We start from the raw sequence: 19,937 nt of genomic DNA, 5'->3' as shown, positions 1-19,937 counted from the left end.
TTTTTACTCATACAACCTGTTTGCATAAAAACGAACCCCATCTGTATCAAATACAGGGAGTCCGCTTTAAAAACCGGCCATATTTCCCTTTTTCCACTACATTGCTTTCATTTTTAAAAGTTCTTCCCTGATTTTTTCCAGCCGTTTAATTGATTTTCCTTTTTGCTCTTCATCTTTCATTTTCATCGCTTCATACAACGTCGCCAATTCGTAATCCAGCTCCATCCGCAACACTGCAATGCGCTTTCTTTCATACGGTTTTCTTTTTGCCGGTTGGATCACTTGTTTCATCTTCCCCCACATCCTCTCAAAATAATGATATGAATATTCGGATATTATCTTTATATATATTATGTTCATTTTGGAATGGTGTAACTAAATTGTGTGTACACCTACCCCTGGCTTTCATTTGTTAAACATCGTGCCGAAATGGTAAAATGTTTTATATCCATCCCCGGTAAAAACTTGATGGAATGGAGGTGAAATCATGGGTATCACCGCTTTCACCGAACAGGATTTTGATGTTTTCCAAATTGAGGGCCTGGAACAGCGGATGGAACAACTGAAATCTACAGTCCGGCCAAAACTGGAAGCGTTGGGCAAATATTTTTCTCCGGTTTTATCGGTCATGACCGGCGAAGAAATGTATTACCATGTTGTCAAGCATGCGCGCCGGACTGTCAATCCGCCGAAAGACACCTGGGTGGCATTTGCAAGCAACAAACGCGGCTACAAAATGCTTCCCCACTTCCAGATCGGGCTCTCGCATGACCACCTCTTCATCCTGACAGCTGTTATCAACGAGTGCCCGCAAAAAGCCGCAATCGGAAAAAAGCTTGAAAAAAAAATCGATCCGATTTTGGAAAATATCCCGGGCCATTACATATGGTCCGATGATCACACAAAGCCGGATGCAACCCGCACCGATCATATGAACAAGCATGATTTGGAAGACTTGTTCAGGCGGATGCAAATGATAAAAAAATCCGAAATGCTTTGCGGCCGGCATATCCCGCGGGAAGAAGCCGCCAAAATGGGCCCCGATGAACTGGTAAAAACCATCGAGGATGTCTTTGTACATGTATTACCTATCTATAAAATGGCCTAAACAGAAAGACCTTGACGTGCAAATAGGGGCTGTCCCAAACTCCCATAGCTTTACAGCCACCACCATGAATGAAAATGTTTTTACGACCTGTGCCTGCTAAATTATAATTAATTTAGCAGGTCACAGGTCGTAGCTTTATTGGTGGCATTTTTACCCCGAGTCTCAAACCGACCGAATACACCTACACGCACCACTAATTGTTGTCATGAACACGTGTATAAAAATCCTTTGGCTTACAGGTGTATGACCTGTATCATTTCCTAGAGGAGTGATGAGTCATTGATGCAATATTGGAAAGATGTGCTGGATTAGATGTTCATCAGGAAACAGTTGTAGCTTGTGTAATGTATGGACTTTTGGAAAAGAAACCTAAGAAGGAGACACGTACCTTTTCAACCACTACAAAAGGATTACTTGAACTTTATGATTGGTTGGACAGCTATCAATGTACACATGTAGCTATGGAAAGTACAGGTGTTTTTTGGAAACCTGTATGGAACATTTTAGAAGAACGTTTTATATTAATGCGAGAAGCATTAAGAATGTTCCAGGTCGTAAAACAGATGTCACTGATGCAGCTTGGATAGCACAGTTGTTACGTTGTGGGTTAATTACTCCCAGTTTCGTTCCTCCAGAGAATATTCGGGATTTGCGTGATTATACACGTTACCGTAGAAAGTTACTTGGTCACGCAACAGCGGAAAAAAATCGTATCCATAAAATTTTACAAGATGCCAATATAAAATTAGCAAGTTATGTGAGTGATTTATTTGGAGTGTCAGGGAGGGCACTGCTAGAATCCATCATTAATGGATAAGTATTAACGGAGGAACAAATTAGTGGATTAGTTAAGACCACATTAAATAAAAAAGTTCCACAACTAGTGGATGCTTTAAATGGGCGGGTTCGTAAACACCATCGTAAAATCATCAGTATGCATTATGAGCATTTTCTGTTTATAGAGAAGCAAATTCTCGAGGTGGAACGTGAAATTGATCGCCTGATTGAACCTTATTCTGAGTATATTGATTTACTGGAGACTATTCCTGGTGTTAAGAAGAATGCAGTAGCTGTCATTATTGCGGAAATTGGAGTAGACATGTCGGTCTTCCCATCAGAACATCATTTAACATCATGGGGCGGCTTATGTCCAGGCAATAATGAGAGTGCTGGAAAGAAAAAAAACACCCATACCCTAAAAGCCTAAAAGGGAACAGGAGCTTAAAAGCTGTCCTTTGTCAATCTGCTTGGGCCGCAAAAATGACAAAGATACTCTACTCTCTTCATTCTTTCACCGTGTACAAAAACGAAGAGGTCAATATAAAGCGTCGATGGCAACAGCACATCTAATTTTAAGAATAATATACCATATTTTAAAATACAAGATACCTTATGAAGAATTAGGTTGGGAATATGCAGAAGAACAAACAGAAAGGAAAATAAAATACTGGATCAAAAACATTGAATCTAAAGGATATAAAGTAAGTCTAGAACCAAAAACACCGTAATTCCAAAAAAAGGAAAGGAGTTCCTTTAAGGATCCCTCTCCCTTTTTTGCTTTTTAGCCACACGAGAACATTTTCGTATAAAAAGCCCCTTCTTATTGTCAGGATATCATCGCTGATTTGATTTACCATATCATTAACAACGCGGGCTACATGGCCTTTTGGAATCATGTCACTGAAATCCATTGGAAGAATGAGTTGTCCCATGTTACAATCAATAAAAGTAGCTGAATAGTTACTCAAAAAAGCCGCCTCCATTCAATGTTTGTTCGACACCTACATTATAATGGAAAAGGCGGTTTTTTTTTTGCACTTATTTCGCCTATTGAACGTTGATGATCGCGAAATTTACGAGACTCCTGCGGGAAAAGCGAGCAAGAAGAGACCCCGCAGCGAGTGACGTGAGGAACAAGCGAGGAGGCTCGCGACGCGTGCGGAAAGCAAGTGAATTTCGCGATCATCAACAACCAACGATAATAATTTTTTCACAAAGAAAGGGGCGCCCCTTCAGCCAGATTACCGCCTTTTGGGACAGCCCCGCCCTTTTTACCGTACTTTAATTACGGGAGACTGCTCTTCTTTCATTTTCTTCACTGTACGGTAAGGGGAATAGCCGCTTGCTTCTTCAAATTGATTGCATACATTCCGCTCATCAGCCTTTCCGGGGACAATTTTCTTAAAACGGCGGTACCTTTCAAGCAGCACCTCCCGTTCCACCCCTTTTTCATACGCTTTTTCAACCGCTTCGAAAAATTGAATGACATCGATCACTTCCTGCGTAGACCAGTCCATTGAAATCGGATATTGATATTCCATCCAATCCACCTTTCTATTCCCGTAGTGCCTTGCTCCCGCTCCATTTTACACGAATGCCTTCCGCTTCTTCAATTATTCCATCGACCAGCCCGCGGACGGACGGGATCTCATGGATCAGTCCCATCACCTGTCCGGCCCAGCCGAATCCTTCGTTTATCTTCCCCTCATAGATAAACGCTTTATTCGCCGAACCGCTAATCATATCTTTCAACTGTTCATAATCCGCACGCTCCGCCTCACGCCTTAAAATTTCCGCGGTCCATTCATTTTTCAGGGCACGACCCGGAGCGCCGAGCGATCTTTTGATGACCACCGTATCCGTTTCGCTGCCGTGGACAAGGCAATCTTTGTACAGTGGGGAAGCGTGCACACATTCTTTCGTTGCAATCCATCTTGTACCCATTTCCACGCCTTCCGCCCCGAGGCTGAGCGCGGCCATTAATCCCCTTCCGTCCCCAATGCCACCCGACGCAATAACAGGGATCGTTACCGCATCCACCACCTGCGGCACGAGCACAATCGTTCCGGTATCATCGCGCCCGATATGCCCACCCCCTTCCTGCCCGACGGCGATCACGGCATCAGCCCCCAATTGTTCCGCTTTCTGCGCCTGCCTTTTGGATGCGACGAGCACGAGCTTTTTCGCATCGTACCCCTCTAAATATTCAAAAAACGGCGCGGGATTCCCGCCTGTCACCGACAATACCGGGACTTTTTCTTCGACGGCAACATCGAGAAATTCCCGGTACTGCCGCCCGTGCTGCCCAATTGCAAAATTTACCCCAAACGGGTGCCCCGTCAACCCACGGACTTTTCGGATCTCTTTCCGTAACTCTTCTGGCGACGGCAGGGACATTGCCGTAATCTGTCCGAGCCCCCCGGCATTGGATACAGCCGCCGCCAGATCCGCATAAGCCAAATAAGCCAAACCACCCTGAATAATCGGATAGCGGATATTCAATAGTTCCGTCACACGCGTGTTCCATTCCATTTTAAGCCCTCCCAGTGTTTATTCACTTTTCGTTTTCGATGAATGGCGTTTATTTTCCTTTCTAAAAGAAAAACTATTTAAAAACCCCGTTCAGGATGCTATAATTCTTTTTGTTTTATTCAAAAGCATGCGAATGAGATAAAGAGGTGGAGAAAACAATTGTCACAATATGACACGCCGTTATATACCGGTTTGCTTCTGCATATTAAACGCAATCCTTTTCAATTCCACATTCCTGGCCATAAATCAGGAAGCGGGATCGATCCCGATTTCCGCCGGTTTGTCGGGGATAATGTTTTAAAATTGGATTTAATCAATATAGAGCCGTTGGATGATCTCCATCAGCCACACGGCATCATTAAAAAGGCGCAGGAACTTGCCGCGGAAGCATTCGGCGCCGACTATACATTTTTCTCCGTACAAGGAACAAGCGGCGCAATCATGACTATGGTGATGAGCGTGTGCGGCCCGGGCGATAAAATTATTGTACCCCGCAACGTCCATAAATCCGTCATGTCTGCAATTGTTTTTTCCGGCGCGGTTCCCGTATTTGTCCATCCGGAAGTTGATCCGGTCCTCGGAATTTCGCACGGGATTACCCCGGAAGCCGTTTCCAAAGCGCTGCAGCAGAACCCGGATGCGAAAGCCGTCCTCGTGATAAACCCGACGTATTACGGCATTTCGGCTGATTTAAAAGGGATTGTCGACATTGCCCATACTTATCATGTGCCGGTTTTGGTCGATGAAGCGCACGGCGTCCATATCCATTTTGATGACGAACTGCCGCTTTCCGCCATGCAGGCCGGTGCCGATATGTCCGCGACAAGCGTCCATAAACTTGGCGGGTCGCTTACGCAAAGTTCGATATTAAACATGAAGGAAGGGCTCGTTTCAAAAAACCGTGTGCAAAGCATTTTCAGTATGCTGACGACGACATCGACCTCCTACATTTTACTCGCTTCTCTAGATGTCGCCAGAAAAAGGCTCGCGACGGAAGGTGAGATACTCATTAAAGAGACAACCCGCCTGGCACAAAAAACACGACGGAGGATCAACGACATCGACCATCTATACTGTGTCGGAAGCGAAATTTTAGGGACGAAAGCAACGTATGATTATGATCCGACGAAATTGATAATCTCTGTCAAAGATCTGGGGATCACCGGTCATGATGCCGAAAAATGGCTGCGTGAAGTGTACCATATTGAAGTGGAACTATCCGACCTGTACAACATTCTCTGCATTGTGACGCCGGGAGATACAGAAACGGAACTGGATCTGCTTGTGAAAGCTTTGAAGGACTTGTCGGATACATTTGCACATTTGTCAGGCAAAGTGGATGTAAAAGTACTGCTGCCTGAGATTCCTTCGCTTGCCTTGACTCCGCGTGACGCCTTTTATGCAGACACGGAATTCGTCCCGCTTTCCGATTCGGCGGGCAGGATCATTGCGGAATTTGTAATGGTTTATCCGCCGGGCATTCCGATTTTTATTCCGGGCGAGATCATTACGGAAGAAAACATCGCTTACATTCAGAAAAATATTGAAGCCGGACTGCCCGTACAGGGGCCGGAAGACGATACATTAAAGACGATCAAAGTCATTAAAGAACACCAGGCAATCCAGTAAATTGCGCTTAATTAATGCAGGCAGAGGCATCTCGCTTTCGCCTGCATTTATCAGTAAAACAAAAAAGACGGCTAGATAAGTAGCCGGCCGAGAGAAAATGGACGTTTATGGAAGAAATTAGTCAAGTTCTGATACGAATTTTTCTTTTTCATGCTGGCAATGTTCACATGTTGAATAAAGAACTGTTACTTTTTCGTCTTCAACATGATCAATTGTTGCATCGCATGATTGGCAAACAATGATTCCCATCCAATGATTCCTCCCCTTTGTAGAACTTGTAACCGTTTCTATCATTATATTATTATACACCAAATAAAAAATCAAGCCTTTTTTGTATATCACATTAAATATATATGTTATACAATTAAAAACACAAACAATTTATACCGGCAAGGGACCACGATCTCAAAAAATGAGCGGTATTAGAAAAAGCTGCAGCAGCCCGTACGCGGACAAACTCAAAGCAGTTACCATACATGTAGTGCGTACTGATTTAACAATATGTTTTGCCATTAAAAAAGCAAGATAAAAAAATACCGCGAACATAGCGATTTTAAAAATAAACGGATCCCGCTCCGAAAGCCACTCCGCCAAAGTAAAGCCGCTCCAAATGATCACCTGGAATAAAAATGCCGCGTAAATCTTCATCGTCTCACCCGGATTCTGTGCCATGATTTTTTCATTATATGGATATGTATGTTTATTTATGGTATGCCCCACTTACCCTCTTCAAACCGTAAAAGAAAAAGGTTTAATGCCTGACGGACCTGTAACCTCCAGGCATTAAACCTTTGAAACTGAAAATCTTTTTTATTTTAAAATATGGATTGGGGTGCCGAGCGCCACTTCTGCCGCTTCCATCGTTATTTCCCCTAATGTCGGGTGTGCATGGATCGTCAGGGCAATGTCTTCTGCCGTCATACCGGCTTCAATGGCCAGGCCGATTTCCGAAATGATATCAGAAGCGCTGACCCCAACGATTTGCCCGCCGATCAAAAGCCCATCTTCTTTGCGCGTAATCAGTTTGACAAAACCTTCCCCTGCTTCAAGCGCAAGCGCACGCCCGTTTGCACCGTACGGGAACTTGGCAGCCACATAATCAATGCCTTCCTCTTTCGCTTGTAGTTCCGTATAGCCGACGGTTGCAAGTTCAGGATCCGAGAAGACAATGACCGGAATGCCCAAATAATCGATTTCTGACGGTTTTCCGGCAATCGCTTCCGCCGCAATTTTCCCTTCGTACGAAGCTTTATGGGCAAGCTGCGGGCCAGGGACAATGTCGCCGATCGCATAAATATTCGGCACGCTTGTCCGGCATTGCTTGTCGATTTCAATGATGCCCCTTTGGTTCATTTTAATGTTCAGCTGTTCAAGACCGAGTTCATCCGTATTCGGACGACGGCCGACTGTCACGAGTACATAATCGCCCTCAACTTTATGTTCTTCGCCTTTTGCCTCATAAGTAACGACAACGCCGCTTTCATTGTCCTCGACGCCTTTGGCCATTGCTTCCGTTATGATATCGACGCCCCTGTTTTTCAGCTTACGCACGACAAGCGAAGTCATTTGTTTTTCAAATGCGCCGCCGATAATATCCTTAGCGCCTTCCAAAATCGTAACTTTTGTCCCAAATTTCGCATAGGCCGTCCCAAGCTCCATGCCGATCACGCCACCGCCAATAATGACGAGTTTTTCCGGGATCTCTTTCAAGTTTAAAGCGCCCGTTGAATCGATAACCCGTTCCGAATATTTGAATGTCGGCAGTTCAATCGGACGGGAACCCGTTGCCAAAATCGCATTTTTAAACGTGTACGTTTGGGCCGATTTTTCGTCCATGACCCGAAGCGTATGGTCATCCACAAAATAGGCTTCACCGCGGACAATATCAATTTTGTTCCCTTTTAACAGGCTCTCTACGCCGCCGGTTAATTTCTTGACGACACCGGATTTCCATTCCTGCACTTTCCCGAAATTAACTTTAACATTCTCCGCCGAAATGCCGAGGGAATCGGATTCCGTTGCATATTCATAACGGTGCGCCGCAGAAATAAGCGCCTTCGATGGAATACACCCAACATTTAAGCAAACTCCGCCGATAAATTGCTTTTCGACGATTGTCACTTTTTGACCGAGCTGCGCCGCTCGGATCGCCGCGACATATCCGCCGGGCCCCGCTCCTATTACGATTGTGTCGGTTTCAATTGGAAAGTCTCCTACAACCATCAGATTACGCCTCCATTAATAATAGTTCTGGATCATGCAACAAATGTTTAATATGGTTTAACGCATTTTGTGCGGTTGCACCGTCAATCATACGGTGGTCAAAACTCAGCGACAGCGCCAGTACAGGTGCCGCAACAATTTCGCCATTTTTGACAACCGGTTTTTCTGCAATGCGGCCGATTCCTAAAATCGCCACTTCAGGGTGGTTGATGACAGGCGTAAACCATTGCCCGCCCGCAGAACCAATATTGGAGATTGTGATGGAAGCGCCTTTCATTTCATTCGGGGCAAGCTTCCCTTCACGTGCCTTTTCGGCCAGCGCATTGATTTCTTTCGAGATCGCAAATATCGATTTGCGGTCGGCATGTTTTACGACCGGAACAAGCAAACCGCGTTCCGTATCGGCGGCAATCCCGATATTGTAATAATGTTTATGGATAATTTCATTTGTTTCGTCATCAATCGATGTATTTAATACCGGATACTCACGCAGCGCACTGACCAATGCTTTTACGACATACGGCAGGAAAGTCAGCTTGATACCTTTTTCCGCTGCAATTTCCTTGAATTTCTTGCGGTGCGCAACCAAAGCGGTAACATCAACATCATCCATTAACGTAACGTGAGGTGCGGTATGTTTCGAGTTGACCATTGCTTTTGCAATCGCTCTGCGGATACCGCTCAACGGTTCGCGCGTTTCCGGGAATTCCCCTTCAGGCACAACGCTTTCTGCATGTGCAGCCGCTTTTTCCGTGGCGGCTTCCGGATGTGTGGAACCAACCACATAAGCATCGATATCTTCTCGGAGCACGCGGCCGTTTTTTCCCGAGCCGTTCACAAGCCTGATATCCACGCCTTTTTCACGCGCATATTTGCGCACGGACGGCATCGCAATCACACGGCGGCCAGGATCCGGCTGTTCCCCTTCTTTTTTGCCCACTGCCGGTTTTTCCGCTTCAGCAGGTTCCTGTTTGGGTTCAGCAGCAGGTCCTTCCTGTTTTTGTTCCTGCCCGTGGTCCCCTTTAAATTGGAGATTTTCATATCCCGACGCATCAAATTTTACGAGCACGTCGCCGACCACAGCGACCGTCCCTTCTTCCACAAGGATTTCTTCAACCGTTCCTTCAACAGGCGAAGGAATTTCAACAACTGATTTGTCATTTTGCACTTCGCAAAGTACATCATCTTCGGAAACTTTGTCGCCCGGTTTAATGAACCATTTAACGATTTCGCCTTCATGGATACCTTCTCCGATATCCGGCAATCTGAATTCAAATGACAAGGTGTTCACGCTCCTTTATTGGAAATGTACCGCATTTCATGGTGCGGCTGAATTGCGCTTAGAATGTTAAAACTTCTTTTGCTTTTTCTAAAATATCCTTATGAGTCGGGATCCAAACGCCTTCCGCCTGCGAGAAAGGATAAACGGTGTCAGGCGCCGTTACACGCAATACCGGCGCTTCCAGGCTCAAAATCGCGCGTTCGTTGATTTCCGCAACAACATTTGCGGCAACGCCTGCCTGCTTTTGCGCTTCCTGCACGACAATGGCGCGGTTTGTTTTTTCCACTGATGCCACAATCGTTTCAACATCGAGCGGGCTGACGGTGCGGAGGTCGACCACTTCAGCGGAATAGCCTTCTTTTTCCAATTCATCCGCCGCTTTTAATGATTCATGCACCATTGCACCATATGCGATGATCGAAATGTCTTTTCCTTCGCGTTTAATATCCGCTTTTCCGATCGGAATGGTATATTCTTCTTCAGGTACCTCCTGGCGGAACGAGCGGTACAGTTTCATATGTTCAAGGAAAACGACCGGATCATTGTCGCGGATCGCGGAGATGAGCAACCCTTTCGCATCGTAAGGAGTGGATGGGATCACAACTTTAATCCCAGGCGTCTGCGCCATTAATCCTTCCAGGCTGTCCGCGTGCATTTCAGGCGTATGTACACCCCCACCGAAAGGAGCGCGGATCGTAATCGGCATTTTCAAATCCCCGCCGGTCCGGAACCGGTACCTTGCCATTTGGCCGTGGATGGAATCCATTGTTTCAAATACAAAACCGAAAAACTGGATTTCGGGGACCGGGCGGTAACCTTGGAGCGCGAGCCCGATGGCCAGCCCGTTGATGCCGGACTCAGCCAGCGGCGTATCGATAACGCGGTCGGCACCGAATTCCTTCTGCAGCCCTTCCGTCGCCCGGAAAACGCCTCCGTTTACGCCGACATCTTCGCCGAATACCAACACATTCTCATCATTTTTCAATTCGGTCCGCAACGCGTCCGTAATTGCCTGTATCATCGTCAATTGGGCCATGGGTTATCTCGACTCCTTTACTTTGTAAAATTCGTATTGTTCCTTTAATGTGTACGGAAGTTCTTCGTACATGACGGAAATTAAATCCGTAACTTTCTGTTTAGGCGCGCTGTCCGCTTTCTTGATGGCGGCTTTAATATCTTCCTTCGCCTGCTCGATCGTTTCGTTTTCTTTCTCGTTGCTCCATAAGTTTCTCTCTTCCAAAAACTTGCGGAAGCGGACAAGCGGATCTTTTTTCGCCCATTCATTATCAAGATCCTCGGTACGGTAGCGCGTAGGGTCGTCCCCGCTCATCGTATGCGGGCCGAAGCGGTAGCAGATCGTTTCAATCAGGGATGGCCCTTCTCCGTTTACGGCACGTTCGCGCGCGCGTTTTACAGCTGCGTATACAGCAAGCGGATCCATGCCGTCGACTGCAACGCCCGGAATACCGGCAGCAACCGCTTTTTGCGCAAGCGTCTTGGCGGCCGTTTGTAAGGATCGAGGTGTCGAAATCGCAAACTGGTTGTTTTGGACGACAAAAATGGCCGGGGCTTTAAAGGCGCCTGCAAAGTTAATGCCTTCATAAAAGTCGCCCTGGGAAGATCCGCCGTCGCCTGTATACGTAATGGCTACGCTCTTTTTACCGCGTTTTTTGATGCCGAGCGCCACGCCGGCTGTCTGTACGTACTGGGCACCGATGATGATCTGCGGCGGCAGGATATTTAATTTTTCAATCCCTTTCATGCCGTCCACATGACCGCGCGACCATAAAAATGCCTGTTCAAGTGGAAGACCGTGCCAAATGAGCTGCGGCACATCGCGGTATCCCGGCAAGATAAAGTCATCTTTTTCAAGGGCGAAATGCGAAGCAATTTGTGATGCTTCCTGACCGGCTGTCGGCGCGTAAAATCCGAGCCGGCCCTGCCGGTTTAACGAAATGGAGCGCTGGTCGAGGATGCGCGTATATACCATTCTCCGCATGATTTCCTGGAGCTCATCATCCGTTAAGCCCGGCATCAAGGAATCGTTTACAATTTTTCCTTCTTCATTCAAGATTTGGACCGTATCAAACCGTGCTTCGATTTCATGGAGCGCATTTACTTCGTCAATCGCTGTATGTGGAGCCATCCCATTCACCAATCCTTTCTTTTATTTGCCGTATATGGGGGAAACTTTGTATTGTTCCAAAAAATTTGTTTATACTGCAGAAAATGACAATTTCCACAAGTAACCGCAATCATTTTGCAGCAGCAGAATTTAGTGCTGTATTAATGGAAAAACCAATATGATTAATACAACACTATATTCAACATATATAGAGTACATTAAAAATAGAAAAGCGTCAATTATAAATGCTTCTTTGTCGTAATATTATTCTAATATAACAAGCAGCACATTGAAAATGAAATTGTACTAGTCGATTTATTTACCTGTATTATAAAAGCACATCCATTGGCACCAAAGGATTCCCAGGCTACGGGCTTTGGTGGTTGCCTCCGGTTGTTGCAAAATCATCTGCAAAATCTGCCAATTTTCGCAAGAATCCTTTATCATGCTTTGAAGGGTTTAAACATCTTCCCTGGAATCGATTGCACATGCAAAATAAATCCGCTCCGATCCCATGTAAAAAAATTGCACCCTGATTAGGTGCAATTTTTTAAATCAGCCCTAGTTCTTTCAATCCATAATAAACGCCGCCTTCCGCCACATCTTTCGTAATGAGGTCGGCATGCGCTTTTACTGCATCAACGGCATTGCCCATGGCTACACCTGTGCCGACGGCCTGGATCATTTCCACATCATTCAGCCCGTCGCCGAAAGCAAAAGCATCTTCCAGCTGAAAACCGAGTTTGGACAAAAGCTGCCGGATGCCTTCCGCTTTCGATCCCCCTTCCGGCACGACATCCATCGAATACGGGTGCCAGCGGACAAAGCGGAATTCCGGAAAACGCTCCTCATATATTTTCTGCTCTTCCTCTTTGCAAAACAGAAGATCCTGGTAAGTCTCATGGCGCAAATGAAAGGACGGATCAAAATCCGGATGCGTATATTTCATAGTTGCGAGGCTTTCCTGAATATACGGATGGAATTTCACGCTTGCTTTCATCGTTTTTTCGTTCATAAAAACAAGTGGCGTGCCACGGGAAGCCGCAAGATCCGCCAGTTCCTTCTCCTTTGCTTCATGAAGCGGGTTTTTATAAATGACTTTATTTTCAAATACGACATATGAGCCGTTAAAACTGACAAATGAATCGATCCCGAGCATTTTGCGGACATTTTCGACCATAAAAGGAGCGCGCCCGGTCGCGATCGCAACATAAATGCCATTTTCCTTTAAAAGCTCCACTGCTTTTTTTGTGGAATCCGGGATATTTTTTTCATGGTCCAGCAAAGTACCGTCAATATCAAAAAAGACAATTTTACTCATTTCCAATCTCCAATCCGAACAACAAACTTTTTCTACTGGCCTTATTACGGCTGGGCACAGAAAATCAAGATGCACAAAGCGGATTGCGCATCATTTTCTATAAGATAGTCATACCCATTCATGTTAACATGATTGCACGGTACCTGTAAATTGCGTGCTTTGATTTTGCGGAAAATACCTTGAATTTGTCAAATTTTTCCGTGAGAATTCCGCACTTTCCTACATATAATATAGGACAAGATGAGCCGGGCGCCTTTACATTACTCAAATAAATATTACAATAGAAGTAGGGAGTTGATCCACAATGTTAAAAAAGCTAAAGAAGAAGCTTTTAAAACAGTGGAAAGATATGCTGCGCAAAAAGTTAATTGCTTAAACTCTGGAATCCCTCTTGCCACGAGAGGGATTATTCTTTGCCGAAAAAATCGGCATGAAAAAGTTGTGATAAGTGCTTGGATTTTTATATAATAGAAAAAGTTACAATTGACAACGGAGCAAGGAGAGATAAAAAATGATTTACAAAGTGTACTATCAGGAAAATCCGGAAGAAGTGCCTGTCCGGGAAAACACGAAATCCTTCTATATTGAAGCGGATTCGGAAAGGGAAGTACGCCAAAAACTGAAAGACCGCCAAATCAATATCGAGTATATCCAGCTGCTTGAAGGCAAATATCTCGAATATGAAAAACAGCAGGAAAATTTTAAATTAGTGGAGTAACTGTATGAAATTTGTTAAAAACGACCAGGCAGCGGTTTTCGCCCTCGGCGGACTGGGTGAAATCGGCAAAAACACTTATGGCGTACAATTCCAGGACGAAATTATTTTAATTGATGCAGGCATTAAATTTCCGGAAGATGAACTATTGGGAATTGACTATGTCATACCGGATTACACGTATCTTGTCAAGAATGTGGACAAAATCAAAGGGCTGTTTATCACGCACGGGCATGAGGACCATATCGGCGGCATACCGTATTTGCTCCGCCAAGTCAATATCCCGATCTACGGCGGAAAACTCGCGCTCGGGCTGATCCGGAACAAATTGGAGGAGCACGGTCTTCTTCGCCAGGCAAAATTGATCGAAATCAAAGAAGACGACGTCATCAAGTTCCGGAAAACGTCCGTCACCTTTTTCCGTACAACACACAGTATCCCGGACTCTTACGGGATTGTTGTCAAAACGCCGCCCGGCAATATTGTGCATACCGGCGACTTTAAGTTTGATTTTACACCGGTCGGGGAGCCGGCCAATTTAACAAAGATGGCCGAAATCGGGAAAGAAGGCGTTCTCTGTCTCCTGTCCGACAGCACAAACAGCGAAGTACCGCATTTTACGATGTCGGAACGGCGGGTCGGCGAAAGCATCCAGGATATTTTCCGCAAAGTGGACGGCAGGATTATTTTCGCAACCTTTGCATCCAACATCCACCGGCTGCAGCAAGTAACGGAAGCAGCCATCATGGCAGGCAGGAAAATTGCCGTATTCGGGCGCAGCATGGAAGCCGCGATTGAAATCGGGCATGAGCTCGGCTATATCCGTGCCCCGAAAGATACTTTCATTGACGCGCAGCAATTGAACCGCCTGCCGGCCAATCGGGTGACAATTCTCTGTACAGGGACACAGGGCGAACCGATGGCGGCATTATCGAGAATTGCAAACGGCACACACAGGCAGATCCAGATCCAGCCGGGCGATACGGTTGTATTCTCCTCATCGCCGATCCCGGGGAATACAACGAGCATTAACCGGACGATTAATTTGCTGTACCGCGCCGGCGCTGATGTCATTAGCGGCCCGTTGAACAATGTCCATACATCCGGACACGGCGGCCAGGAAGAGCAGAAATTAATGCTTCGCCTGATTAAGCCGAAATTTTTCATGCCGATCCACGGCGAATACCGGATGCTGCGGATGCATGCAAAGCTTGCCAATGACTGCGGCGTACCGGAAGAAAACTGCTTCATTATGGATAACGGCGAAGTACTGGCATTAAGCCATGACACTGCACAGGTCGCCGGAAAAATCCCGTCCGGTTCCGTCTACATCGACGGGAGCGGCATCGGCGACATTGGAAACATCGTCCTGCGCGACCGCCGCATCCTTTCAGAAGAAGGACTTGTAATTGTCGTTGTTGCCATTAACATGAATGAATTTAAAATTGCATCAGGCCCGGATATTATCTCGAGGGGATTTGTATATATGCGGGAATCGGGCGACTTAATCAACGAAGCACAATCGATCATTACGAAGCATTTAAATAAAGTGATGGAACGGAAAACAACACAGTGGACCGAAATCAAAAACGAAATCACCGAAACGCTGGCACCGTTTTTGTATGAAAAAACGAAACGCCGGCCGATGATTATGCCAATCATCATGGAAGTTTGAGGAAGAAAAAAAGCGCGGGTATCCGCGCTTTTTTATTGTAAAGCAAAAATTTTTATTTTTTTCACAAAAAACACTGTACAAAACATCTTTTGAGGTATATACTGTATTATAACAGAAGGGGAAATAATCTATTGTTATAAAACATCACTCCTGCGGAACCGGCATGGGCCCGGCTGTTGTTCCGCCGCCGTAAATGTTTTATAACAGCCTGTGTTTCCCAAAATATTAAAGGAGATGCATGAAAAATGATGATGAGCCCAGTTGAATTTTTCAAAACCCTGCCTGCAAAACAATGCCCTGAATGCGGCCAGCCGATCGAGGAACAGGCCGAATCGTACATGATGGAATGCGAGCACTGCCTTTCCAAAAAAGAAGAATAAACGAATCACTCCTCCAGCCTCCATATCATAAAAGAGAAGGGATGCCTCCCTTCTTTTTTTTTGCGTCCCCCATGCATTCGGATATTTTCCATGCCCGCAATAATTATGCTAGTCAATAGAGGTATAGAAAATGAAAAGCATTCAATATTAATGGAGAAGCATTTTAAAAGGAGGGGGATGCATGGACGCATTGTTTAATCATTTAACAGATTGGAATTACTGGATCACGCTGCTGATCCGGATCGGCTATATTTGCGTGAAGCTCGTCCTGCTGTATATTTTATTTTTGATTGTGAAAAGCATTGGCAAAAAAGTCATTCATACGACATTTTTGCAGTATCAAAGAAACAGGCAGGTCTCGGCAAACCGGGCAAAACATTGGAGAGTTTGTTAAAAAACATGCTTTTTTATGTACTATACTTTATTTTTGCCGTCACCGCGCTGAAAATGATCGGGATCGATGTAACGGCCATTTTGGCAGGCGCGAGCATTGTCGGCCTTGCAGTCGGCTTCGGTGCCCAAGGGCTTGTCAGCGACATTGTAACCGGCTTTTTCCTGATTTTAGAAAAACAGCTCGAAGTCGATGATTATGTGACGGCAGGCAATTATTCCGGCATCGTCGAACAAATCGGCCTGCGCACGACACAGCTGCGCGACTTTGACGGCATACTGCATTTCATCCCGAACCGACAGATCACAAACATCAGCAACCATTCGCGCGGCAACATGCGGGCGCTTGTCGATATTAAGGTCGGTCAGGAAGAAAATACCGATGAAATGATCACAAAAATCCAGGAGGCATGCAGCAAAGCTGCCGAAAACCATCCGGATATTGTCGAAGGGCCGAACGTATTGGGCGTACAGTCATTTGACGGGAAAGATGCTGTCATCCGTGTCATCGCCAAAACGAAAAACGGCAAGCAATGGGATGTGGAACGGCTGCTGCGGAAAGCAATCGCCGATATCCGGAACGGAAGAATGAAAGAGGCCTGACCCCGTATTGCTTATCCTGCAAATACGGGGTCAGGCCCTTGTTTTATGATTCATTTCCGACATTGAAAATTTATATCGTGGATATCGTACAAAAGATTTTTTGCAGATTTTCTCATAATGTTAAAATATAATCCACCATTAAATCAACAGCCATCTGCAGTGCGCGTTCATCCGGCGCAAATTTTGCATGGTGGAGCCCATAAGGGGAGCCAACCCCGAGCCAAAACATGAAACCGGGTATTTCTTTCAGCATATAGCCGAAATCCTCGCCGGTTAATGCTTCCCCGCATTCATGCAGGCGGGCGCCTTTGTAAGTGCGCACAAAATCCATAAAACGGGCGGTCTCATCGGCATGGTTGAACACCTGATAATAATTGCAGCCGTAATCAATACGCGCTTGGCATTCAAATGCAGCTGCCAGTCCGTTTGTGATCGTTTCAATCCTCCGTTTTACCTTTTCCATTGCTTCACTTGATAACGTGCGGATCGTCCCTTCAAGCCGCGCATATTCCGCAATGGCGTTTTGGACTGAGCCGCCGGTGATTTTCCCGATCGTAATGACGGCGCTGTCGAGCGGATCAATATTCCGTGAAATAATCGATTGCAGCTGGGTGACAAGATATGCGGCCGCAACAACCATGTCCTTCGTATGCTGCGGGTATGCCGCATGCCCCCCCTTTCCTTCTAAATCAATATAAAGCTCGGACGTATTGGCAAACAACAACCCTTCTTTTACGGCAACCGTCCCGGCCGGATATTCGGGTGCGGCATGGAGCGCCATGATAAGGTCAGGGCGCCAGTCTCCAATCAATACTTCTTTCAACATCGTTTCCGCACCGCCAGGCCCTTCTTCCGCCGGCTGGAAAATAAAGAGCAGATCATCCTGGGCCGGATGGTTTGCAAAATAAGTTAAAATGCCGAGTGCAATCGTCATGTGAAAATCGTGCCCGCACGCATGCATCCTCCCTTCATGCTCGGATTGGAAAGAAAAGCCCGTCTCTTCTTGTATCGGTAGTCCGTCAATATCGGTCCGGTAGCCGATCAGTTTTTTCGCGGCTGTCCCTTTTACTTTCACAAGCACACCGGTTTTCCATGTTTTAACTGCAAGGCGTTCCTGCGGCAGATGCGACACAAAATCGAGTATGTACTGCTGCGTTTTAAATTCCTGATATCCAAGTTCAGGAATGCGGTGCAGATCACGCCTGATTTGAATGAGATTCGTTTCCATGTTCAGCCCTTCCTTATGCACCGGCTTACTGCGGGTGATCCGGAATTCCCCCACTGATCACCGCAGCAACGTCCGGTATGTAAGTTTATCGAAAAAAGGCCGGGCGCCCCTTTCCCCGGCACCGGCCCTTTTGGTTATAAGTTTCTAAGTTCCTTCATGATTTCGGTTTTTGATTTCGTTTTTTCATCAATTTCTTTGATGACTTTTGCCGGAATACCTGCAACCATTGTATTTGGCGGCACGTCCCGTGTCACAACCGCCCCCGCGGCAACGACGGAACCTTTTCCGACCGTAATGCCTTCAAGAATAACGGCATTTGCCCCAATCAGCACATCGTCTTCAATGATAACCGGGTTTGCGGATGGCGGTTCAATCACCCCTGCAAGCACAGCACCGGCACCGACATGGCAGTTTTTGCCGACTGTCGCACGGCCGCCCAAAACAGCGTTCATATCAATCATTGTACCATCCCCGATGACAGCACCGATATTGATCACGGCTCCCATCATAATGACAACATTATTGCCGATTTCGACATGGTCACGGATAATGGCGCCAGGTTCAATACGGGCATTGAGCCCTTTTAAATCCAGCAGCGGAAACGCTGAATTGCGGCGGTCGTTTTCCACTACATAGTCTTCGATTTTATCTTTGTTTGCTTCCAAAGCGGCTGAAATCTCCTGCCATTCACCGAACACGACAGCCATGCCGCCGTTTGAGAACACATGGGATGATTTTCCAAAATCAACCCCTTCCACATTCCCTTTTATATATACCTTGACAGGGGTTGTTTTTTTACTGTTCCCAAGTAAAGAAATAATTTCATATGCATCCATCATTTCCATATGTATGCCTCCTTACATGACGTTTTCTCCTGCAAAACTTTTCTACTGCCCTGTTTTGCACATATTTTAAATTTTAAAGGATATGGGGCCGCGCCGCAATATATTCCTCCACAACTTCCACAAATGCGCGGACCTGCTTCAATTCAAAAGCGGCGTCATAGCCAAGCAGCCACGTATCGCGCTTTAATGGTTCCCCGTGTTCCCCCTGCAGCGGAATTTTATGCAAATGCCGGATTTCCGCCCCGTTTAGTGTGATGGCAGGGAGAATGGCATACCCGATGCCGTTAAAAACCATTTGCTTGCACGTTTCAATCTGGTCGACAACAATGGTCTGCTTCGGTGAGGTTTGAAACTCGCGGTGCCACCAGTCCATAATTTCCTGATAATAGTTTGAATCGCTTTTGAATTGGATAAACGGGCGATCTGCCGCGGGAACCTCTTCGAGCGAATCGATCTCCCTATCAACCAAATAAAGCGGATCCTCAAACAGATGGATCTTCGAGCTCTTCCAATCGTTCAAGCCGCGTACAATCCCGATATGGACTTCATCTTCGTAAATGGATCTCAAAATTTCACTGCTCCAGCCTGTTATTAAAGAAATTTTCGCATACGGGTATTTTTCGACGAATTTTTTCAGCACTTTTGGCAGCCAGTTTTGCCCGACAATTGTGGCACAGGCAATTTTCAACGTCCCGTGTACTTTTGAATCGAGCGTGCGGATCGCTTCCCTCACCTTTTCTTCCTTTTCCAAAATTTCGTTGGCAAGTTGGATCACGAGCTCTCCTGCAGGGGTAACCACCAGCCCTTTTTGCGTCCGGAGGAATAATTGCGCACCCCATTGTTTTTCAATTGACTGCAGCCTTTGCGAAAGGGCCGGCTGCGATACAAACAGGCGTTCAGCCGCTTTTCTCATATTCAATTCCTGGGCCAAAACGGATAATAATTGAAATTCTGAAAAAGACATAATAAACCTCAATAAGTTTTTCTTATATTATACAAAAAAACTGCCCGGATTTGCGAATAAAAAAAGAAACCGGTATGTGTCAAGTTTTTCTCGACACTGTTTAAACATCGGGTACACTTTCGGCTACCGCGCTTCGT

21 protein-coding genes and 1 pseudogene are annotated in these 19,937 nt (G+C 46.0%); 8 read left to right on the top strand and 14 right to left on the bottom strand.

All coding sequences use genetic code 11. From position 1 onward, the window contains the following. Positions 1-96 precede the first annotated feature (96 nt). On the bottom strand, positions 97-291 hold the full coding sequence (locus BpJC4_RS14445) for a YkzI domain-containing protein (RefSeq protein WP_151698112.1): 195 nt from the start codon (positions 289-291) through the stop codon (positions 97-99). Between the two features lie 196 nt (positions 292-487). Between BpJC4_RS14445 and BpJC4_RS14440 the strand changes: the two genes are divergently transcribed. Further along, positions 488-1,108, top strand: coding sequence for a DUF1054 domain-containing protein (locus tag BpJC4_RS14440; RefSeq protein WP_151698111.1), 621 nt, complete (start codon positions 488-490; stop codon positions 1,106-1,108). Positions 1,109-1,386: 278 nt separating this feature from the next. Continuing rightward, a pseudogene (locus BpJC4_RS17275) lies at positions 1,387-2,616 on the top strand (IS110 family RNA-guided transposase). Here the strand turns inward: BpJC4_RS17275 and BpJC4_RS16220 are convergent. The 3 genes from BpJC4_RS16220 to BpJC4_RS14425 form a co-directional block, all read right to left on the bottom strand. Then, positions 2,596-2,856 (bottom strand): hypothetical protein, encoded by a 261-nt coding sequence (locus BpJC4_RS16220; protein WP_172967524.1) that lies wholly within the window; start codon positions 2,854-2,856, stop codon positions 2,596-2,598. The pseudogene BpJC4_RS17275 and the gene BpJC4_RS16220 overlap by 21 nt on opposite strands. Positions 2,857-3,159: 303 nt before the next feature. Beyond that, on the bottom strand, positions 3,160-3,429 hold the full coding sequence (locus BpJC4_RS14430; RefSeq protein WP_151681793.1) for a UPF0223 family protein: 270 nt from the start codon (positions 3,427-3,429) through the stop codon (positions 3,160-3,162). Between the two features lie 13 nt (positions 3,430-3,442). Further along, positions 3,443-4,420, bottom strand: coding sequence for an NAD(P)H-dependent flavin oxidoreductase (locus BpJC4_RS14425; protein WP_151698110.1), 978 nt, complete (start codon positions 4,418-4,420; stop codon positions 3,443-3,445). Positions 4,421-4,579: 159 nt separating this feature from the next. Between BpJC4_RS14425 and BpJC4_RS14420 the strand changes: the two genes are divergently transcribed. Then, positions 4,580-6,049, top strand: a complete 1,470-nt coding sequence (locus BpJC4_RS14420) for an aminotransferase class I/II-fold pyridoxal phosphate-dependent enzyme (RefSeq protein WP_151698109.1) — start codon at positions 4,580-4,582, stop codon at positions 6,047-6,049. A 117-nt stretch (positions 6,050-6,166) separates the two neighbouring features. On the opposite strand, the gene BpJC4_RS14415 is transcribed toward BpJC4_RS14420, so the two are convergent. From BpJC4_RS14415 to BpJC4_RS14385, 7 genes are all read right to left on the bottom strand, one after another. Beyond that, positions 6,167-6,298, bottom strand: a complete 132-nt coding sequence (locus BpJC4_RS14415) for a GapA-binding peptide SR1P (RefSeq protein ID WP_151681796.1) — start codon at positions 6,296-6,298, stop codon at positions 6,167-6,169. 156 nt (positions 6,299-6,454) lie between these two features. Further along, positions 6,455-6,721 carry a hypothetical protein gene (locus tag BpJC4_RS14410; RefSeq protein WP_371862183.1) on the bottom strand — a complete coding sequence of 89 codons (267 nt, stop codon included), beginning with the start codon at positions 6,719-6,721 and terminating at the stop codon, positions 6,455-6,457. A 138-nt stretch (positions 6,722-6,859) separates the two neighbouring features. Further along, a complete protein-coding gene (gene lpdA, locus BpJC4_RS14405; protein WP_151698108.1) occupies positions 6,860-8,272 on the bottom strand; it encodes a dihydrolipoyl dehydrogenase in 1,413 nt (470 codons plus the stop codon). A 4-nt stretch (positions 8,273-8,276) separates the two neighbouring features. Then, positions 8,277-9,554: a dihydrolipoamide acetyltransferase family protein gene (locus BpJC4_RS14400; protein ID WP_151698107.1), complete on the bottom strand. Its 1,278-nt coding sequence runs from the start codon at positions 9,552-9,554 to the stop codon at positions 8,277-8,279. 58 nt (positions 9,555-9,612) lie between these two features. Then, complete coding sequence (locus BpJC4_RS14395; RefSeq protein ID WP_151681799.1) at positions 9,613-10,590, bottom strand: alpha-ketoacid dehydrogenase subunit beta; 978 nt, start codon at positions 10,588-10,590, stop codon at positions 9,613-9,615. A gap of 3 nt (positions 10,591-10,593) precedes the next feature. Further along, entirely contained in the window at positions 10,594-11,700 is a 1,107-nt protein-coding gene (gene pdhA / locus BpJC4_RS14390; protein WP_151698106.1) for a pyruvate dehydrogenase (acetyl-transferring) E1 component subunit alpha, read from the bottom strand. Between the two features lie 529 nt (positions 11,701-12,229). After that, positions 12,230-13,000 (bottom strand): Cof-type HAD-IIB family hydrolase, encoded by a 771-nt coding sequence (locus BpJC4_RS14385; protein WP_151681801.1) that lies wholly within the window; start codon positions 12,998-13,000, stop codon positions 12,230-12,232. A gap of 511 nt (positions 13,001-13,511) precedes the next feature. Between BpJC4_RS14385 and BpJC4_RS14380 the strand changes: the two genes are divergently transcribed. From BpJC4_RS14380 to BpJC4_RS14365, 5 genes are all read left to right on the top strand, one after another. Continuing rightward, positions 13,512-13,718 (top strand): DNA-dependent RNA polymerase subunit epsilon, encoded by a 207-nt coding sequence (locus tag BpJC4_RS14380; protein WP_151681802.1) that lies wholly within the window; start codon positions 13,512-13,514, stop codon positions 13,716-13,718. A gap of 4 nt (positions 13,719-13,722) precedes the next feature. After that, complete coding sequence (rnjA, locus tag BpJC4_RS14375) at positions 13,723-15,390, top strand: ribonuclease J1 (RefSeq protein WP_151698105.1); 1,668 nt, start codon at positions 13,723-13,725, stop codon at positions 15,388-15,390. A 245-nt stretch (positions 15,391-15,635) separates the two neighbouring features. After that, the gene (yhfH, locus tag BpJC4_RS14370; protein ID WP_151681804.1) at positions 15,636-15,770 is read left to right on the top strand and encodes a protein YhfH; all 135 of its coding nucleotides are present in this window, start codon (positions 15,636-15,638) and stop codon (positions 15,768-15,770) included. Between the two features lie 181 nt (positions 15,771-15,951). Beyond that, complete coding sequence (locus tag BpJC4_RS17000; RefSeq protein ID WP_308690649.1) at positions 15,952-16,164, top strand: hypothetical protein; 213 nt, start codon at positions 15,952-15,954, stop codon at positions 16,162-16,164. 5 nt (positions 16,165-16,169) lie between these two features. Then, the gene (locus BpJC4_RS14365) at positions 16,170-16,763 is read left to right on the top strand and encodes a mechanosensitive ion channel family protein (RefSeq protein ID WP_308690647.1); all 594 of its coding nucleotides are present in this window, start codon (positions 16,170-16,172) and stop codon (positions 16,761-16,763) included. A 112-nt stretch (positions 16,764-16,875) separates the two neighbouring features. Here BpJC4_RS14365 and BpJC4_RS14360 read toward each other — a convergent pair whose 3' ends face one another. The 3 genes from BpJC4_RS14360 to ccpC form a co-directional block, all read right to left on the bottom strand. After that, complete coding sequence (locus BpJC4_RS14360; RefSeq protein WP_151698104.1) at positions 16,876-17,991, bottom strand: N-acetyldiaminopimelate deacetylase; 1,116 nt, start codon at positions 17,989-17,991, stop codon at positions 16,876-16,878. 134 nt (positions 17,992-18,125) lie between these two features. Continuing rightward, positions 18,126-18,836 carry a 2,3,4,5-tetrahydropyridine-2,6-dicarboxylate N-acetyltransferase gene (gene dapD / locus BpJC4_RS14355; protein ID WP_151681806.1) on the bottom strand — a complete coding sequence of 237 codons (711 nt, stop codon included), beginning with the start codon at positions 18,834-18,836 and terminating at the stop codon, positions 18,126-18,128. A gap of 73 nt (positions 18,837-18,909) precedes the next feature. Then, positions 18,910-19,800 (bottom strand): transcriptional regulator CcpC, encoded by an 891-nt coding sequence (ccpC, locus tag BpJC4_RS14350; protein WP_151698103.1) that lies wholly within the window; start codon positions 19,798-19,800, stop codon positions 18,910-18,912. Positions 19,801-19,937 lie beyond the last annotated feature (137 nt).

The organism is Weizmannia acidilactici, assembly GCF_008974185.1.
In the GTDB taxonomy this organism is placed as follows: Bacteria; Bacillota; Bacilli; order Bacillales; family Bacillaceae_C; genus Weizmannia; species Weizmannia acidilactici.
This window is presented reverse-complemented; position numbering and strand designations above follow the sequence as displayed.

Coding starts and splice junctions, on each gene's coding strand:
- BpJC4_RS14445 (WP_151698112.1), bottom strand. CDS start 291: ATGAAACAAGTGATCCAACCGGCAAAAAGAAAACCGTATGAAAGAAAG.
- BpJC4_RS14440 (WP_151698111.1), top strand. CDS start 488: ATGGGTATCACCGCTTTCACCGAACAGGATTTTGATGTTTTCCAAATT.
- BpJC4_RS14430 (WP_151681793.1), bottom strand. CDS start 3,429: ATGGAATATCAATATCCGATTTCAATGGACTGGTCTACGCAGGAAGTG.
- BpJC4_RS14425 (WP_151698110.1), bottom strand. CDS start 4,420: ATGGAATGGAACACGCGTGTGACGGAACTATTGAATATCCGCTATCCG.
- BpJC4_RS14415 (WP_151681796.1), bottom strand. CDS start 6,298: ATGGGAATCATTGTTTGCCAATCATGCGATGCAACAATTGATCATGTT.
- BpJC4_RS14410 (WP_371862183.1), bottom strand. CDS start 6,721: ATGGCACAGAATCCGGGTGAGACGATGAAGATTTACGCGGCATTTTTA.
- lpdA (WP_151698108.1), bottom strand. CDS start 8,272: ATGGTTGTAGGAGACTTTCCAATTGAAACCGACACAATCGTAATAGGA.
- BpJC4_RS14395 (WP_151681799.1), bottom strand. CDS start 10,590: ATGGCCCAATTGACGATGATACAGGCAATTACGGACGCGTTGCGGACC.
- pdhA (WP_151698106.1), bottom strand. CDS start 11,700: ATGGCTCCACATACAGCGATTGACGAAGTAAATGCGCTCCATGAAATC.
- BpJC4_RS14385 (WP_151681801.1), bottom strand. CDS start 13,000: ATGAGTAAAATTGTCTTTTTTGATATTGACGGTACTTTGCTGGACCAT.
- BpJC4_RS14380 (WP_151681802.1), top strand. CDS start 13,512: ATGATTTACAAAGTGTACTATCAGGAAAATCCGGAAGAAGTGCCTGTC.
- rnjA (WP_151698105.1), top strand. CDS start 13,723: ATGAAATTTGTTAAAAACGACCAGGCAGCGGTTTTCGCCCTCGGCGGA.
- yhfH (WP_151681804.1), top strand. CDS start 15,636: ATGATGATGAGCCCAGTTGAATTTTTCAAAACCCTGCCTGCAAAACAA.
- BpJC4_RS17000 (WP_308690649.1), top strand. CDS start 15,952: ATGGACGCATTGTTTAATCATTTAACAGATTGGAATTACTGGATCACG.
- BpJC4_RS14365 (WP_308690647.1), top strand. CDS start 16,170: ATGCTTTTTTATGTACTATACTTTATTTTTGCCGTCACCGCGCTGAAA.
- BpJC4_RS14360 (WP_151698104.1), bottom strand. CDS start 17,991: ATGGAAACGAATCTCATTCAAATCAGGCGTGATCTGCACCGCATTCCT.
- dapD (WP_151681806.1), bottom strand. CDS start 18,836: ATGGAAATGATGGATGCATATGAAATTATTTCTTTACTTGGGAACAGT.
- ccpC (WP_151698103.1), bottom strand. CDS start 19,800: ATGTCTTTTTCAGAATTTCAATTATTATCCGTTTTGGCCCAGGAATTG.